Here is a 15,708-nt window from a genome sequence, read left to right as displayed (position 1 = left end):
CAGATAGCTGGTGAGGTGTGCGACACAACAATCCGGCAGACCAGGATTTTCCGGCAGACATGCCATCGAATAGCCTGGTCGGCGTGAAGTTCCTGCGCCGTGGCGAGTCCACCCCCACCTCCGACAGCTCCAGCACCGATGCCGTCGCCGCGGTGGAGGACAAGACCGTCACCCTGGGTAAAGGGCGGCCGACCCCGTCGCGGCGGGAAGCCGAGGGCCGCCGCCGCGGTCCCGTGGCGCCCGCGCCCAAGACCGCCAAGGAGGCCCGCGCCCGCCGCAAGGCGCTGCGCGGAACCAAGGAGGAGCGCAAGGCGTCCTCGGCCGAGCGCAAGGCCGATATGAACGATCGGCGCTCGCGCATGCTCGCCGGTGAGGAGCAGTTCCTGCTCCCGCGCGACAAGGGCCCGGTCAAGAAGTACGTCCGCGACATCGTGGACGCGCGCCGCAATCTGCTCGGCCTGTTCATGCCGCTGGCGCTGGTGCTGATCCTCAGCATGATCCTGTCGCCGGCGCTGCAGGCGATCGTCACGCTGGCCATGCTGGTGATGATGCTGTTCATGATCATCGAGGGCGTCGTCCTCGGCCGGATCGTGAACAAGCGGGTTCGGGAGCGCTACCCGGACACTGCCGATTCCTCGTTCTCGCTGGGCTGGTACGCCTTCGTGCGCGCCTCGCAGGTGCGCCGCATGCGCGCGCCGAAGCCGCAGGTGAGCCCGGGCGACGCGGTCTGATTGCCGTCGGCGCTGACAGCGCTGGACGGATTCCCTGACGGGCGGTGTCTCACCGCCCGTCAGTTGTGTTCGCGGTAGGTCGACAGGGCGCGGATCTCGAGCGCCATCCGGTCACGGTCGCGGTCGACGACATGGCTGGAACCGGCCATGTCCCAGGCGTTTTCGCGGTGGAAGGGGACAGCCCGGCCGGCCGCGGCCAGCAGTGCGACGATGCGGCGGAACCGGGTGACTGCCTCGGGGGTGCCGGTCGCGGTGCGGAACTGGCCGGAGGTGATGGTGGTCATGCGCGGATCTCGCTCTCATCGAGGGGTTCGGTGGTGTCTCCGGACATGAAGCCGAAGGTCAGGGTGCCCAGCGCTGCCATGGCGGTTCCGGCTGCGACGATTGCGGACAGTGCTTGCATGGCAGTAAGTTTTCTCTAGGGAAGTTCCTGCCAACAGTGGCTGTTCTGACATTGTTCGCAAATATCCGGCCAGAGGGGATCGGACCATGCTCTCGAAGGTCGCCGTCGTACTCAACGACAACCTCGCCATGTTCGAATTCGGCGTCGTCTGTGAGGTTTTCGGCCTCGACCGGACCGCGGACGGACTGCCCGCCTTCGACTATCGGGTCTGTGGCGCGGAGCCGGGGAAACCGCTGAAGTCCAGCTCACCGGGCATTCACGTGACCCCGGAGTACGGGCTCGAGGAGTTGTGCGACGCGGATCTGGTTGCCATTCCGGCCTTTCCGATCTTCGCGGACAATCCCTTCGATCGGCGTGTGGTGGATGCCGTGCGGGACGCCGCGCAGGCCGGGGCCACGGTGCTCACGGTGTGCTCGGGGGCCTTCCTCGCGGGCGCGGCCGGACTGCTCGACGGGCGCAAGTGCACCACGCACTGGCGGTATGTCGATCTGCTGGCGGAACAGTTTCCACAGGCCACCATCGATCCCGATGTCCTGTACGTGGACGAGGGCAATCTCATCACCAGCGCGGGCACCGCGGCCGGCATCGACGCCTGCCTGCATCTGGTGCGGCGCGAACTGGGCAGCAGCGTCGCCAACGCCATCGCCCGCCGCATGGTGGTGCCGCCGCAACGCGATGGCGGACAGCGGCAGTTCATCGAGCGGCCGGTGGTGGACTGCGATTCCGACAGCCTCAGCGAGACCCTGCACTGGATGGGTGAGCATCTGGAACTGCCGCACACGGTCGAAGCGCTGGCCGCGCGTAGCGCCATGTCGACGCGCACGTTCGCGCGCCGCTTCGCCGCCGAGACCGGCACGACGCCGGTGAAATGGCTGACCGGGCAGCGGGTGCTGCTGGCCAAGCAGTTGCTGGAGGACACCGACCTGGATCTCGAATCCCTCGCTCACCGTTGCGGATTCGGGTCCGGTGCGCTGCTGCGGCATCACTTCCAGCGGGTGGTGGGGATCGCGCCCGTCGAGTACCGGCGGCGGTTCGGCGCTCGCGTGTCTTGAATGGGCGGTGCCTGAAACAGGCGCTGTCCGAAGCGGTGCCTACGGCTACGGTGCGCCACCGTGCGTTGGGGAGTGATGATCGCGGCCGCGCCCTTGGCGGTGCTGGTGGCCGGTGGGGCCGCCGGGTGCAAGGATCCGCGGAATGCCGCGGGGGACTGTGTGGTGGGGACTTCGCCCGATTCGCATGTGAAGCCGGCGCCCTGCTCGGGGCGGCACGACGGCAAGATCATCGCGGGTGTGAACCATCGATCGGACTGCCCGCAGGGCACGGACTGGTCGTATACCGCCAAGGACCTGAAGGTCATGTGCGTGCACAACGCGCAGAGCTCCTGAGCCGCACCCGGACGCGGGCGGTGAGACCGCGGTCCGCGGGCGTGTGATGGTCGTGCCTACTCGGCCGGAGCACAGGCACAGTTGATACCGTGCTGACGTGTCGCACACTGCTCAGACAACCGATCGGCCGTTGCGGACCCTGGTGCTCGGTGGCGCCCGGTCCGGGAAGTCGGCTTACGCGGAACAGTTGGTCGCGTCGGAGGCGGTGCGGTACGTAGCCACCGCGGTGGCCGATCCGGCCGACGCCGACTTCGCCGAACGTATTGCGGCGCACCGGGCTCGGCGGCCCGCGAACTGGACGATCGTGGAGGGCGACGCCGTCGCCGCACTGGCCGAGGCCACCCCCGTCACGCTGGTCGACGACCTGGGCACCTGGCTGACCGCGCGGCTCGATGCGCGCGCCGCCTGGGAGTCGCCGCGCGGCATTGTCGCGCCGGATATCGATGCGCTCGTCAGCGCGGTGGCCGGATACGGGCAGCGGCTGATCCTCGTCAGCCCCGAGGTGGGGCTCGGCGTCATCCCGGCGACCGCCTCCGGTCGTCTGTTCCGCGATGAGATCGGCACGCTGAACCAGCGGCTCGCGGAGGTTTGCGACGAGGTCTTCCTGGTGGTGGCCGGGCAGGCGATGCGGATCAAGCCGGACATCGCGGCCGCGCTCGCGGATACGGCCGCAGCGAATTCTGCCGCCGCAGTGGCGACTTCGGCCCAGGGTTACGGTGCCGACGCGGATGGGGCTGCGGTGCAGCCGGTTTCGGCCGCTACCGCGCAGGCTGGATCGGTCGGCAGCGGTGCAGTGCCCGCCGCGGCCCCGGCGGCTCTGGCGAGCGATGCGGGGGTTGGTGCGGGCGACGCGGCGGCTACGGCTGGAAGCGGGCCGCGCGGCGCGGAACTGGGAACGACGGCCGCCGGGGCGACGACCGCGGCCGCACCGGGTGCCGCGGCGGCAGTCGGCACTTCGACCGAGCAGGACAATGCGACGGCGGTCGGAGCAGATACCGCGACCGCCGGTGCGGACCGCGCGAGTGCGGCCGGGGACGTCTCAGATGCCCCGGTTCTGACCAAGCCCGTGCGGATTTCGTTCGGGCCGGTGCAGGGTCCCGACGCCGGGGTGCGGAAGGCCGCGGAGGAGCGGCAGTTGCAGCTGACCAAACCCGCCGGGGCGCTGGGGCGGCTGGAGAAGCTCGCCAACTGGGTCGCGGCATGCCAGGGGGTGTGCCCGCCCAAGCAGTTCGAGCGGGCTCGGGTGGTCGTCTTCGCGGGCGACCACGGGGTGGCGCAGCACGGGGTGTCGGCCTACCCGAGCGAAGTGACCGGGCAGATGGTCGCCAACTTCCTGAACGGCGGGGCCGCGGTGAATGTGCTGGCGCGCCTGGCCGACGCCACCGTCCGGGTCGAGGACATCGCGGTGGATTCCGATACCGCGCCGGAGATCTCGCGGCACAAGGTGCGGCGGTCCAGCGGCTCCATCGATCGTGAGGACGCGCTGACCGAGGCCGAGGTGCAGGCGGCGCTGACAGCGGGCGCGACCATCGCCGACGAGGAAATCGATTCCGGCGCCGACCTTCTCATCGCCGGTGACATGGGCATCGGCAACACCACGCCCGCCACCGTGCTGATCGCGGCCGTCACCGACACCGAGCCGGTGATCGCCGTCGGCCGCGGCACCGGCGTCGACGATGCCGGATGGATCCGCAAGACCGCCGCCATCCGCGACGCCATGTGGCGGGCCCGCCCGGTCGTCAAGGACCCGGTTGCCCTGCTGCGCACCGCATCCGGCGCGGACTTCGCCGCCATGGCCGGCTTCCTCGCCCGCGCCGCGGCCCGCCGCACCCCGGTCATCCTGGACGGCGTCGTGGTCACCGCCGCCGCCGTGATCGCCGACCAACTGGCCCCGGGCGCGCGCGCCTGGTGGGTGGCGGGTCACCGCTCCAGCGAGCCCTCCCACACCATCGCCCTCCAGCGCCTCGACCTCGAGCCGCTGGTCGACATGAGCATGCGCCTGGGCGAAGGCTCCGGCGCGGTCGCGGCCCTCCCGCTCCTCCGCGCCGCCGTCGCCACCCTCGGCGAAATGGCGACCTTCGACTCCGCCGGAGTCAGCACCGCCGACACAGGCGCCGAAGCCGCCGGTGCCTAGCACCCCACCGCTCGCGGCACCGAGTCCCGCCTCGCGAGACGCGGTGCCGCGCAACCCGGTACGACGCCATGCGGTCGTAACGTCCCGGCCGAATGCCGCCGCCCGCGACCAGCGCCCCCGCGGCAGCACCGCCGATGTGCCCGAACGACTGAGCTTGCGCGTCGGCTCTATCGGTGCGCCGGATCGACTCAGCTGGTGTGCCCGTTCTGCGGGTGCGCCGGATCGACTGAGCCGGTGTGTCGGGTCCAGGCGAATTCCGAGGGCGCTGCCGACATTGCCGGGGCCACGGGCCAGGTCGGCGTCGGTTTTGGCGGCGGGCAGGCGGGTGTGGGCGAGATCGTGGCCCGCGATGATCTCGCCGCCCTGGAGGTACCCCCGAGCCCAGAGGCCGAGCGCCGCCGAGACCGAGTCGGGCTCGTTTGTGGATGGGCCAGGGCGGCTGGAACCGTGCGCGGGATCTGTCGGGGTGCAGAAGGAGCCAAAGTTGTGCACCCGGGACTCGGTGGGTGGTACCGGGGTGGCGGGAGCTGCGAAATGGGCGGTGTGGGAACGGTTCAAGGTGATCGCGTGAACGCGGTTCGGCTGGCGGTGTCGTGGTTGACCGTGTTGCCGGTGCGGGGGCCGGACGAGGTGGATCGGGGCGTGGCGGGGCGGGCGATTGCGTGGGCGCCGCTGGTCGGGGTGCTGGTCGGGGGACTGGGTGCCGGATTGCTGTGGGGGCTGGGTGAATTGGGGGCCGGGTGGCTGCTGGCCGGGTTTGTGGCGGTGGCCGGGCTGGCGTTGATCACGCGGGGGATGCATATCGACGGGCTGGCCGACACCATGGATGGGCTCGGGAGTTATGGGTCGCCGGAGCGGGCCCGCGAGATTATGAAGAGTGGTGGGGCGGGGCCGTTCGGGGTGGCGGCGCTGGTGTTCGTCATTGGGATTCAAGCGGTTTCACTGGGGGCGCTGGCCGGGGGTGGGCGGTGGCTCTCGGTGGTGATCGCGGTCGCTGTCGGGCGGGTCGCGGTTGTGCTGGCCTGCCGGAGGGGGATCGAGGCGGCACCGGGTGCAGGATTCGGGGCGCTGGTGGCGGGGACGCAGCATCCCGTTCTGGGTTGGGTCTGGGGTGGGATCGCGTGTCTCGCAGCGGTGTTCGCCACCGGGAATCCGTGGCAGGGGCCACTGGCCGTGGTGGTGGCGCTGGCGGGGGCGATGGTGCTGGTGGGGCACTGTGTGCGCCGGTTCGGTGGCCTGAACGGTGACGTGCTCGGTGCTGCACTGGAAGTGAGCGTCACGGTCGCTGCCGCAGGGCTGTCGTTCGCCTGCTAGGCACGACGACAGGTTTCCTCGCCGCGGCCAATTGCATCATTCTGGCCCGTTGGCCTGGGACCGGAGGACGTGGGAGAGGGAAGGCGCGCAGGTCGCCCCGTGGCACCGCTGGATGCCCTGGTGGTCGGCGCGTAGGTATGGGCCGAAGCTATCGGCCCCGAATTCGGCCTCCGGCGCAGGCTCGCGGGGAGTGGGATAGAGGTGTGCCTTGGTCGGGAATATCGGCCGCCAGCATCCGGTGGTGCGCGTGGCAGTGTACCCGCGCGGTCGATCCGGAAGGCGCGCACGGGGAGCGGGCAATGGTCCGGCCGAGGAGTAGTGCGACACGCCCGAGTGTGGGAAATGTCGAGGCGCGCAGTGGATTTGCCGCATTCGTCGAGACCGGGTGACGGTTCGTTTGCGCTTCGCGATCCGACCGACCGGTGGCCGCGAATACCTCATGATCGCAACTGCCATGGGTGGGAATGGAGTCGTGCAATGCTCGGAATCCTTACGCAGCTGGGTGTGCTGGTGTTGTTCGCGGTGGTGGCGGTGGGGGTCTTCGTCGTCGGGGATCGGGTGCGGCCGAAGTCGTGGCGGCACAGCGACGATGCGGGGGCGGGGCACATGATGCTGGACATGGTCAATATGTTCTTCGCGGCCATTGTGGCGTTCGTGGTGGTGATCCTCTGGGAGCAGTACGACACCTCCCATGAGCACACGGTGAGCGAGGGCAAGGCGCTGGTCAGCGTGTACGAGACCGCCAATGACATGCCGGCGCAGGATCGTAAGCAGATCCAGTCGCTGGTGACCGGCTACACCAAGCAGGTAATGGGCGACGAGTGGAAGGTGATGGACGAGCAGCGGCGGCTGAGTCCGGTCGCGCAGGCGACGCTGGACGATCTGCGCCAGGCGGTGGCCTCCGCGCCCGTCACCGACGCCGATGCCAAGTCGACCCAGGACAAGGCGCTCACCGCGGTGGACGCGATCGCCGAAGCTCGCTATGACCGCGGGCTGGATGCGGCATACCGACTGCCTGGATTCCTTTATGTGGCACTGTGGTTCGCGACCGTCATGCTGCTGTTCGGCACGGTCTTCTCCGGCGTGGTGGTCACCAAGCGCAGCATCCTCATGACCGGACTCTTCGGTGTGGTGATCGGTGCGGTCATCGTGGCCATCTACCAGCTGGACCAGCCGTTCTCGGGCGGCAACCACGTCTCCAAGGACGCCTACGAGCTGGCCCTGGCCCGCTTCCAGCACATCGCCTCGGACGCGCCGGCGGCGAGCGGCGGCAATCCGCGCTGATCTGCTCGACCGGGCGACCCGCACTTGGCTTTCGGAGGCAGCGTGAACGGAACTCGAAGAACAGCACGAGGATTCGCGGCGGCGACAGCGGTGCCACTGACCGCCGCACTGCTCGCCATTCATCCGAAGGTCGCGGCCGCCGATCCCGGACTCCCGGAGCTGCCGCTGATCGGTGAGATCATCACCGGCAGCGCGGCTCCGGATACCGGGGCCGCACCGATCGACGCGTCCACCGGGAGCGCGCTCGGGCTCGGCACGGGCAGCAGCTACACCGGTAGCCAGGGCGGCGCGGGCAAGGGCGGGGCCACCACCGGCAGCTCGGCGGGACTGGCGCAGAGTCCGGTGGCCGGAGTCCCGCTCGGTACCGGCGCGTCCGGCAGCGCCGAACCAGCGGACGGAACCGCGCCGCGCACAGCGGATCTCACAATACCCGGACCGGCCACGGAGAGCCCGGCCGCCGTCACGAACACTCTCGGCGGCCTGCTCGGCCTGAACTCGGGCAGCATGCTCACCGCCTGTGCGGGCAGCGCTGTGCTGGGCAGTGCGGCACTGGGTTTGGGCATTCTGACCGGCAGCAGCATGGGCTCGGGGTTGATCGGCCCCGGCTTCGTGCCCGGGTCCAGCGGGCTGGTCGGGCCCGGCTCGGCCGGAGCGGGCAGCGTGGCGGTGGGCAGCGCCGCCACCGGAAGCGCGCTGCTGACCTGCATGCTCATGCTGCCGGCGCCCATGGCGCCGGGACCCGGTATCCCGCTGCAGATCCCGCCCGCGCCTGCCATTGTGCCCGCGGCCGCACCGATACCTGTACCGGCGCCTGCGGCGATTCCACCTGCCCCGGTGCCGGTTCCGCCGCTGCCGCCCCCACCGCCGCCCGTCGAATACGCCGCCCCCATTCCACCCGAGCAACGGATGCCCCTGACCGCTCTCCAGGTCATGACGGTCATGATCATCACCATCATCGCCGGGGCCCGTGCCCGCCTCGCCCGCGCCCACCGCGGAGCGGTCGACTAGCGGGCACCCGTCGACTGGCCGAAAGTCATTGCCGGAACTTGGTTTCCAGATCAGTGGCGGTGGCCTGGAGATCGGCCGCGGTGTTGGTCTTGAAAATGCCCTGGAATCCGGCCTCGGCCTTGATCGCCGCCTCCACCTCCGGGTCGTGGTAGATCTGCGTCAGCTGCACATACTTCGGGTTGTCCTTGTCGGCGGCCCGTGCGGCGAAGATATTGATGTACTGCTTCAGGTCCGGACGGTTCGGGTCATCGGTGTAGATGATCTGATCATTGGTCAGCCCCGCCTGCCGCGCCCAGGTGTCGTCGACATAGGCGGCATCCACGCTGTCCAGTGACGCGGCGGTCAGCGTCGGGTCGATGGTGGTGAGCCGCACCTTGGAGGCGGACTTGTCGACGTCCTCGAGCTTCGAATCCCACGAGCCGCCGTTCTTCAGCACGATCAGCCCGGCGGCGGCCAGGTTGAGCAGCGGCCGCACTTGATTGGCGGGATTGTTGCTCAGGGTGATCTCCCCGCCCTGGGGGATCTCCGACACGGACCTGTGCTTCTTCGAATACAGGCCCAGCGGATAGACCTCCGTGGCCCCGATCGGTACGAGCGTGTCGTTGTTGCGGGCGTTGTAGTTGGCCAGATACCGGATGTGCTGGAACTTGTTGAGGTCGATGCGGCCCTGGGACAGCGCCGGATTCGGCTGGTTGTAGTCGGTGAAATTGGTGAACTCGACCGTGATGCCCGCCGCGGCGGCCTTCCTCTTGAACACGTCCCAGTGCGGCTGTGAGAGATCGTTCACGCCGATCCGGACCACGTCGCCGTGGTGTTCCGTGCCACAGGCGGCCGTCAGGGCCAGCGCGAACAGGACCGGAATCACCAGGAAACGGCGGAATCTTCGCATTTCAGGCACCGTAGGCGAGCGGTCGTCGCGGCCGGAAGCGTTTGGCTCCCCGGGATCGCAATCATTGCCCGGCGATTGCCCGCACGGTTGCATGGCCGGGTTCGATTTCCACCAGTCACGAAGCAGTACGAGCATGCGGGAGCACGAGTGAAATTCCATCGGGTACTGGCGATCCCGGTCCTGGTAGCAGCCGTCGCGAGCCTCACCCTCACGGCCTGCGGCAGCAGCGGCGACTCCGGCGGCACCACGGTGCGCATCGGCACCACCGAGTCCGATCCGCACTGGGACGTCTTCAAGGACAAGGCCAAGGAACAGGGCATCAACCTGAATATCGTCCACTACTCGGACTACTCGCAGCCCAATACGGCGCTGGCGCAGAAGCAGATCGATGTGAATCTGTTCCAGCACCTGCAGTTCCTGGGGCAGTACAACGTGGCCAACAATCAGGATCTGACGCCGATCGGGGCCACGCAGATCGTGCCGCTGGGGCTGTACTCGAAGAAGCACAAGTCGGTGGCCGAGATCCCGCAGGGCGGGGAGATCGCCATTCCGAACGATCCGACCAATCAGGCGCGGGCGCTGTTCGTCCTGCAGGCGGCCGGACTGCTGAAGATCAACGGGGCCGTTCGCCAGCCGACGCCCGCCGATGTGGACAAGGGTGCGTCCAAGGTGAAGGTGACCGCGGTCGACGCGGCGCAGACGGCGCTGTCACTGGAGTCGGTGGACGGGTCCGTCGTCAACAACACCTACCTGCTCAAGTCCGGCATCGATCCGAAATCCGCTTTGTACAAGGATGATCCGGGCAATCCCGGCGCCGAGCCGTACATCAACGCCTTCGTGACCCGGGCCGCGGACAAGGGCAATGCCACCTACCTGAAGCTGGTGGACATCTTCCACAGCCCCGAGGTGCAGCAGTCGGTGCAGGAGGATTCCAAGGGCACCGCGCTCGAAGTGACCAAGAGCGGGCCCGAGCTGGAGCAGATCCTGGCGCGGGTGCAGCAGACCATCCGCGACACCAAGTGAGCGACGGCGGTGCCGCGACCGGCGAGAATTCGACCGCGACCGGCGGGAGCTCCGTCGCGGCCGTCGAATTCCGGTCGGTCACCAAGGTTTTCCGGACCGGTAAGCAGCGCCACACGGCGCTCGACGGCATCGACCTGCGCATCGAGCAGGGCGAGATCTTCGGTGTGATCGGCTATTCCGGCGCGGGCAAGTCCACGCTGGTCCGGCTGATCAACGCCCTGGAGCAGCCCACCGACGGCACCGTGCTCGTCTCCGGAGAGCCCGTCACCGGCGTCCCGGAATCGCGGGTGCGGCAGCTGCGCCGCGATATCGGCATAGTGTTCCAGCAGTTCAACCTGTTCCGCTCGCGCACCGCCGCCGGCAATATCGAATACCCGTTGAAAGTGGCGGGCTGGCCACGCGCGCGGCGGAAGGCGCGCGTGTCGGAACTGCTGGAGTTCGTGGGGCTTTCGGACAAAGCGCGCAGCTACCCGGACCAGTTGTCCGGCGGCCAGAAACAGCGAGTCGGCATCGCCCGGGCACTGGCCACCTCGCCGTCACTACTGCTCGCCGACGAGGCGACCTCGGCGCTGGACCCGGAGACCACCGGCGAGGTGCTGCGACTGCTGAAGAAGATCAACCGCGAGCTCGGCGTCACCATCGTGGTCATCACCCACGAAATGGACGTCATCCGCGCGGTGGCGGACCGCGTCGCAGTGCTGGCACAGGGCCGAATCGTGGAGTTGGCCAGCACGTTCGAGGTGTTCTCCGCACCCGCCGCCCCACCCACCCGATCATTCGTGGAGACGGTCCTGCACAACCGTCCGACCGCCGACGAACTGCAGCGGCTGGGAGAGCGGCGCGCCGGCCGCCTGGTGACCGTTGCCGTCGACGACGAGCACGGGATCGGTCCGGCCCTGACCGCCGCCGCAGCCCAGGGCGTGAGCTTCGAGATCGTCTTCGGCGGCGTCAGCACCTTGCAGGACAAGACTTTCGGCAGTCTGACCCTCGCCCTGGACGGCCCCGAGGACGCCGTGCGTCAAGTGGCCGAGCGCCTCGCCGCCCGCGCCACGACAACGGCCCCCACACGCGCCGGGACGGCAGCCACGGATGGCACAGCAACCGCGTCCGCCGACAGCGCCGATTCGGCTACGGCCGAGCGTTTCGAGTCGCGGCCGCCCGTTCGCCCCGGGGCGGCAGTGGATCTCGCCGCGCCCGTGGAGCGGAACGCGGAGGCCGCGGTGGATGGTGTGATCTCGGCGGCGGGGAAAGTCCGCACTCGGGAGTCGGAGCATGGGGTGGCTGCCGAGGTGGCGAGGAGCGTCGAGACGCCGGCAGTGGAGAAGGCGGCCGGCGGCAATGCGGCGACGGTGGAGGCTGAGAGCGATCGGAGGAGTGCATGAGTGGCGATGTGAGCAGTCTGGCTGCCGTGCATACGGATTGGGATCGGCTGCGGCCTGTGCTGAGTGAGGCTGTTGGGACCACGATCTACCTGGTGCTGCTCACCTTTGTTGTCGGCGGCACCATTGGGCTGGCGTTGGGGACCGCGCTCTATACGACGCGGAAGGGCGGGTTGCTGGCGAATGCGCCGATCAATCTGGTGTTGAACGTGCTGGTGAATGTGGTGCGGCCGATTCCGTTCATCATCTTGCTGGCCGCGTTGGGGCCGGTGACGTTGAAGGTGATCGGGACGACGATCGGGACGGATGCGGCGGCGTTCGTGATGATCGTGGCGGCTTCGTTCGGGATCGCGCGGATTGTCGAGCAGAATCTGGTGACCGTGGATCCGGGGGTGATCGAGGCGGCGCGGTCGATGGGGGCGGGGCCGCTGCGGATCATTCTCACGCTGCTGATCCCGGAAGCGTTGGGGCCCTTGGTGCTCGGGTACACCTTCGTCGTGATCGCCATTGTCGATATGTCCGCGATGGCCGGGACGGTCGGCGGGGGCGGGCTGGGCGACTTCGCGCTGGTGTACGGCTATCAGCGGTTCGACTGGCAGGTCACCTTGGTGGCGACGCTGATCATTATCGCCGGGGTGCAGGGGATTCAGTTCCTCGGCAACTGGCTGGCCCGCCGGGTGCTGCGCCGGTGAGGACGCGTGCGACCCGGCGGGACATCGGTCAGCTCAGCTTCTCCAGCTTCGGGACCTGCCACTGCCCGTTGAGCACCTCGTCTTTCGGCGCGTATAGCCGCAGGGTGAGGGAGAACGGGCCGGTCTCCGGAATGGGCAGCCAGTGCCCGTCGGGCACGTCCGCGCCGGGATCGGCGCTCTGCACGGCGATCTCGACCGTGCCGTCGGCGGCGGGTTTGAGCGGCACCAGGTGGCCCACCGAGTAGATGCCCGCCGGATTCTGGATCAGGTAGCTCTCCTCGTCATAGGCCGTGAGCGACCAGAACGCGTCGACCGGCGGTAGCTGATCCTTGGCGAAGGTCACCCGGAATCGGTTGCCGCTCTCGGCCTTCGTGTCGATGCTTGGGTACACCGCGTCCCGGGGCAGATTCGCGCCCAGCCCGACCGCCGCGACCTGCGCGCGCAACATGTAGTTCGTGCCGTACGTACCGATATCGAGATCGAAGGTCCAGTCGTTCTGATGCTGGGCCTTGGGGTCCCGGTAGGCGGCGAGCTGTTTGCGGGCATCGGCGACAGCCGCGGTGAGGATGTCCGGGGGCGCGGTGCTCGCGGTGGCGTCGGTGGTGATGCCGATGGCGGCGAATCGCTTCATGGCGTCGGCGTCATCGGGCGCGGGCGGGTTGCGGGCCATCACCGCGCACATGCGGGTGAAGAAGGTGGGGCCGTCCATCTTCATCACCATCTGGGCCGGGACGCCGCCGCCCGCGAGCTGGGCGCCCGGGCCGCCGTGCACCGCGCTCGGGTCGTCGCTCCAGACGCTCAGCGGGGCCAGCTTCAGCTTCTGCTGCAGAGCCCGCACGTGCTTGATGTCGTTGTCGCCCTTGTACTCGATGCGGCCGAGCAGCCAGCTGGTGTCGGTGGGCATGGCCAGCTGGGTCATGCCGTCGGGCACCGTGCCCTTCCAGCCCGGCCCGGTGACCAGATAGGTGTACGGCGGATTGGGAACCCCGTCGTCGAGCCGGGGGTTCGTGCTGGCCGGATCGTGCACCGTGTTGGTCCACGCGTCCAGGAGCTGCATGAGCCAATATCGGCCGGACTCGATGGCGGGCACCTGCACCACCATCGGCTCGGTGCTCAGGTCCAGCCAGGCCTGCGAGTAGAGGGTGTCCAGGTTGAGCCGGACCACCTGCTTCTCCTCCGGCGTGGGCGGGTTCTGGTGCACGAATTGATTGGCCGGGCCGCCGGTTTCGCGGGTGACGTCCATGAGCACCAGCGGAAACCCGAAAATGTAGGCATCGGCGGCGACGGCCCTGGGGTCGCTGGAGGCGGCCGGGCTGGTGCTGGTCGCGGTCGAGCTGCTGCTCGACTTGCCGCAGGCGGTCAGGCCGAGGGTGGCCAGCGCGGCGGCGCCGAGTCCGAGGGCCGTGCGGCGGTTGACGCGCGGGGCGTCGCCAGTGGACGGGAGATCCATTGATACCGAGTCCTTTCCGAGAAGGTGTGGTGGCGAGGAGGACTTCCGGTGATACGAACACCCTATTGCAGTAGCGCTGCAAGCACAGTGGCTAACCAGTGGTTACCGTACTGCTGCGGCAGCGAACGAGCGCGCAAAATGAGCTCGGCCGATCTGATCGGCACCGGTGGACCGATCGTCACCGCGACGCGAACCACCCGAATCCCACCCATGTCGCCGTGACCGACGGCCGGATCATCGCCGTCGGCGGGTGCAGGTGCTGGACCGGAGCGGCGGCGGCACCGAGATCGTCGATCTGGGCGTGCGCTGCTGCCGGGATTCGTTGAGGCGCACACTCATCCGACCCAGGGCCAGATGATGCACACCGACCTGGTCGTCGACATCCGTCGGAACGGGTACAGCTTCCTGGCCTATCGGCCCACGAGTCGTCCGGCATCGACCAGCCGGAATTCAGGTGATGCAAGTTACATAGATTAGATCTAACTTAGATTGAATCTATGTAAGATGAAGTCTCCTATGAGTAGGAGGCTTGGGTGGAGTTCAGAGGGCGGGCGGCGGACCTCGATCTGCTAATGCGGCAGCTGGAACTTGTGACCGGTGGGACTGGGGCGACTCGAGGACGTGCTGTGGTCGTGACCGGGCGGCGGCGGGTTGGGAAGTCACGCCTGGTGCAGGAGTTCTGCGATTGTTCCGGTCTGACATATCTCGTCTTCCAGGCAACGCGGGGGCGAAACCCAGCTGCCGAACGAGGCGACTTCGCGGCTACCGTGGCGCAGTCGCCCCTGCCGGGGGCGGAATTGGTCGCGGGGATATCGGCAGGCGATTGGAACCAGGCGTTGCGGACCCTGTCCATCGCATTGCCGGATGACGCTGCGAGCATTGTCGTGCTAGACGAAGTGCCCTGGTTGGTGGAGCGGGACTCCGAGTTCGAGGGAGCGCTGCAGACGGTATGGGATCGGCACCTCTCGGCCAAGCCGGTGCTGCTGGTACTGGTTGGCAGCGACATCGCGGTGATGGAAGCGCTGCAAACGCACGGCCGCCCATTCTTCGGGCGGGCAGCGAAAATGACCGTTGCGCCACTGCATCTGGCGGATGTACAGGCCATGACTGAACTCCCGGCGGCCGAGGCGCTGGATGCGTTGTTGATCACCGGTGGATTCCCGGAAATCGTTCAGTCCTGGCAGTCGGGCATGAGCCGCACGGATTTCCTGCGTGAGGTAGCGAGGAATCCATTGTCGCCGCTGCTGGTGGCCGGCGAGTTGTCGCTGCTGGGTGAGTTTCCCGAGGCATCGCGTTCGCGTGCCGTGCTGGAGGCGATCGGCAGCGGTGAACGCACCTTCAGTTCCATCGCTTCCGCGGCGGGCAGTTCGGGTGTGCTGCCGGCCGGAACGTTGACGCCGTTGCTGAATACCTTGCAGGCCAAGCGAATAGTGGCCGCGGATCTGCCGCTGTCCACGAAGCCGGACACGAAGAACAAGCGCTATCGAATCGCTGATTCCTATCTGCGTTTCTGGCTGGCTTTTCTGGAGCGGGGAATTCCGCTCATCGAGCGTGGCCGGGGCGATCTGGCGTTGGACCGGGTCGAGCGTTCGTGGACGACGTGGCGTGGCCGCGCGGTAGAACCGGTGATCCGGGAATCACTGCTGCGCTTGCTGCCCAATGCCCGATGGCCGGAAACCGAAGCAGTGGGCGGCTGGTGGAATCGGCAGAACAATCCCGAGCTCGATTTGATCGGTGCTGATCGCGAACCCGTCGCGGGTGCAGTGCACTTCATCGGATCGATCAAATGGCTGGAGGATCGACCCTTCGATCGCCACGACTACGATGCCCTCGCACGCGGTGTGCTCGCCGTGCCCGGCGCGCAGTTCGACACCCCTTTGGTGGCGGTCTCGCGCTCCGGGGTGCACGGCGACTTGCCGCTTGCGGCTCACTGGGGGCCCGAGGATCTACTGCGTGCCTGGCAGTGAACAGCAAAGAATCGGCTGAACGGCGTCGCGCCGAAAACGTAAGGGCCGC

At 68.2% G+C, this 15,708-nt stretch carries 14 protein-coding genes and 1 pseudogene; 11 read left to right on the top strand and 4 right to left on the bottom strand.

The window, feature by feature from the left end:
• Window positions 1-59 precede the first annotated feature (59 nt).
• Entirely contained in the window at window positions 60-731 is a 672-nt protein-coding gene (locus ACFXKA_RS35575; protein ID WP_379430682.1) for a DUF3043 domain-containing protein, read from the top strand.
• A gap of 59 nt (window positions 732-790) precedes the next feature.
• Here ACFXKA_RS35575 and ACFXKA_RS35570 read toward each other — a convergent pair whose 3' ends face one another.
• Both ACFXKA_RS35570 and ACFXKA_RS35565 read right to left on the bottom strand, forming a co-directional pair.
• Window positions 791-1,015, bottom strand: a complete 225-nt coding sequence (locus ACFXKA_RS35570) for a hypothetical protein (protein ID WP_379430681.1) — start codon at window positions 1,013-1,015, stop codon at window positions 791-793.
• Window positions 1,012-1,134 (bottom strand): hypothetical protein, encoded by a 123-nt coding sequence (locus ACFXKA_RS35565; protein ID WP_354847777.1) that lies wholly within the window; start codon window positions 1,132-1,134, stop codon window positions 1,012-1,014. Before ACFXKA_RS35565 ends, ACFXKA_RS35570 begins: the two co-directional genes overlap by 4 nt.
• Window positions 1,135-1,220: 86 nt before the next feature.
• On the opposite strand from ACFXKA_RS35565, the gene ACFXKA_RS35560 reads away from it, so the two are divergent.
• The 6 genes from ACFXKA_RS35560 (at window position 1,221) to ACFXKA_RS35535 (ending at window position 8,259) form a co-directional block, all read left to right on the top strand.
• Window positions 1,221-2,186, top strand: coding sequence for a helix-turn-helix domain-containing protein (locus ACFXKA_RS35560; protein ID WP_379430680.1), 966 nt, complete (start codon window positions 1,221-1,223; stop codon window positions 2,184-2,186).
• A gap of 60 nt (window positions 2,187-2,246) precedes the next feature.
• A complete protein-coding gene (locus tag ACFXKA_RS35555; RefSeq protein ID WP_379430679.1) occupies window positions 2,247-2,519 on the top strand; it encodes a hypothetical protein in 273 nt (90 codons plus the stop codon).
• 97 nt (window positions 2,520-2,616) lie between these two features.
• Window positions 2,617-4,653: a nicotinate-nucleotide--dimethylbenzimidazole phosphoribosyltransferase gene (gene cobT / locus ACFXKA_RS35550; protein WP_379430678.1), complete on the top strand. Its 2,037-nt coding sequence runs from the start codon at window positions 2,617-2,619 to the stop codon at window positions 4,651-4,653.
• 567 nt (window positions 4,654-5,220) lie between these two features.
• On the top strand, window positions 5,221-5,967 hold the full coding sequence (locus ACFXKA_RS35545; protein ID WP_379430677.1) for an adenosylcobinamide-GDP ribazoletransferase: 747 nt from the start codon (window positions 5,221-5,223) through the stop codon (window positions 5,965-5,967).
• 477 nt (window positions 5,968-6,444) lie between these two features.
• Window positions 6,445-7,251 (top strand): DUF4239 domain-containing protein, encoded by an 807-nt coding sequence (locus ACFXKA_RS35540; RefSeq protein ID WP_379430676.1) that lies wholly within the window; start codon window positions 6,445-6,447, stop codon window positions 7,249-7,251.
• Between the two features lie 42 nt (window positions 7,252-7,293).
• Window positions 7,294-8,259: a hypothetical protein gene (locus ACFXKA_RS35535; RefSeq protein WP_379430675.1), complete on the top strand. Its 966-nt coding sequence runs from the start codon at window positions 7,294-7,296 to the stop codon at window positions 8,257-8,259.
• 25 nt (window positions 8,260-8,284) lie between these two features.
• On the opposite strand, the gene ACFXKA_RS35530 is transcribed toward ACFXKA_RS35535, so the two are convergent.
• Window positions 8,285-9,148 carry a MetQ/NlpA family ABC transporter substrate-binding protein gene (locus ACFXKA_RS35530; RefSeq protein ID WP_379430674.1) on the bottom strand — a complete coding sequence of 288 codons (864 nt, stop codon included), beginning with the start codon at window positions 9,146-9,148 and terminating at the stop codon, window positions 8,285-8,287.
• Between the two features lie 147 nt (window positions 9,149-9,295).
• On the opposite strand from ACFXKA_RS35530, the gene ACFXKA_RS35525 reads away from it, so the two are divergent.
• The 3 genes and pseudogenes from ACFXKA_RS35525 (at window position 9,296) to ACFXKA_RS35515 (ending at window position 12,242) form a co-directional block, all read left to right on the top strand.
• Window positions 9,296-10,171, top strand: a complete 876-nt coding sequence (locus ACFXKA_RS35525) for a MetQ/NlpA family ABC transporter substrate-binding protein (RefSeq protein ID WP_379430673.1) — start codon at window positions 9,296-9,298, stop codon at window positions 10,169-10,171.
• Window positions 10,168-11,241 (top strand): annotated as a pseudogene (locus tag ACFXKA_RS35520) (methionine ABC transporter ATP-binding protein); the annotation flags it as partial. The gene ACFXKA_RS35525 and the pseudogene ACFXKA_RS35520, both read left to right, overlap by 4 nt.
• Before the next feature lie 338 nt (window positions 11,242-11,579).
• Window positions 11,580-12,242, top strand: a complete 663-nt coding sequence (locus tag ACFXKA_RS35515) for a methionine ABC transporter permease (protein ID WP_364616575.1) — start codon at window positions 11,580-11,582, stop codon at window positions 12,240-12,242.
• A 28-nt stretch (window positions 12,243-12,270) separates the two neighbouring features.
• On the opposite strand, the gene ACFXKA_RS35510 is transcribed toward ACFXKA_RS35515, so the two are convergent.
• On the bottom strand, window positions 12,271-13,692 hold the full coding sequence (locus ACFXKA_RS35510) for a DUF1254 domain-containing protein (protein ID WP_379430672.1): 1,422 nt from the start codon (window positions 13,690-13,692) through the stop codon (window positions 12,271-12,273).
• A 632-nt stretch (window positions 13,693-14,324) separates the two neighbouring features.
• On the opposite strand from ACFXKA_RS35510, the gene ACFXKA_RS35505 reads away from it, so the two are divergent.
• Window positions 14,325-15,659, top strand: coding sequence for an ATP-binding protein (locus ACFXKA_RS35505; RefSeq protein ID WP_379430671.1), 1,335 nt, complete (start codon window positions 14,325-14,327; stop codon window positions 15,657-15,659).
• The last annotated feature ends 49 nt before the right edge of the window (window positions 15,660-15,708 follow it).

The sequence above is a fragment of the Nocardia sp. NPDC059228 genome (assembly GCF_042754245.1).
GTDB lineage: Bacteria > Actinomycetota > Actinomycetes > Mycobacteriales > Mycobacteriaceae > Nocardia.
The sequence above is the reverse complement of the archived record's forward strand: the minus strand, read 5'-3'. Positions and strand labels throughout refer to the sequence as shown.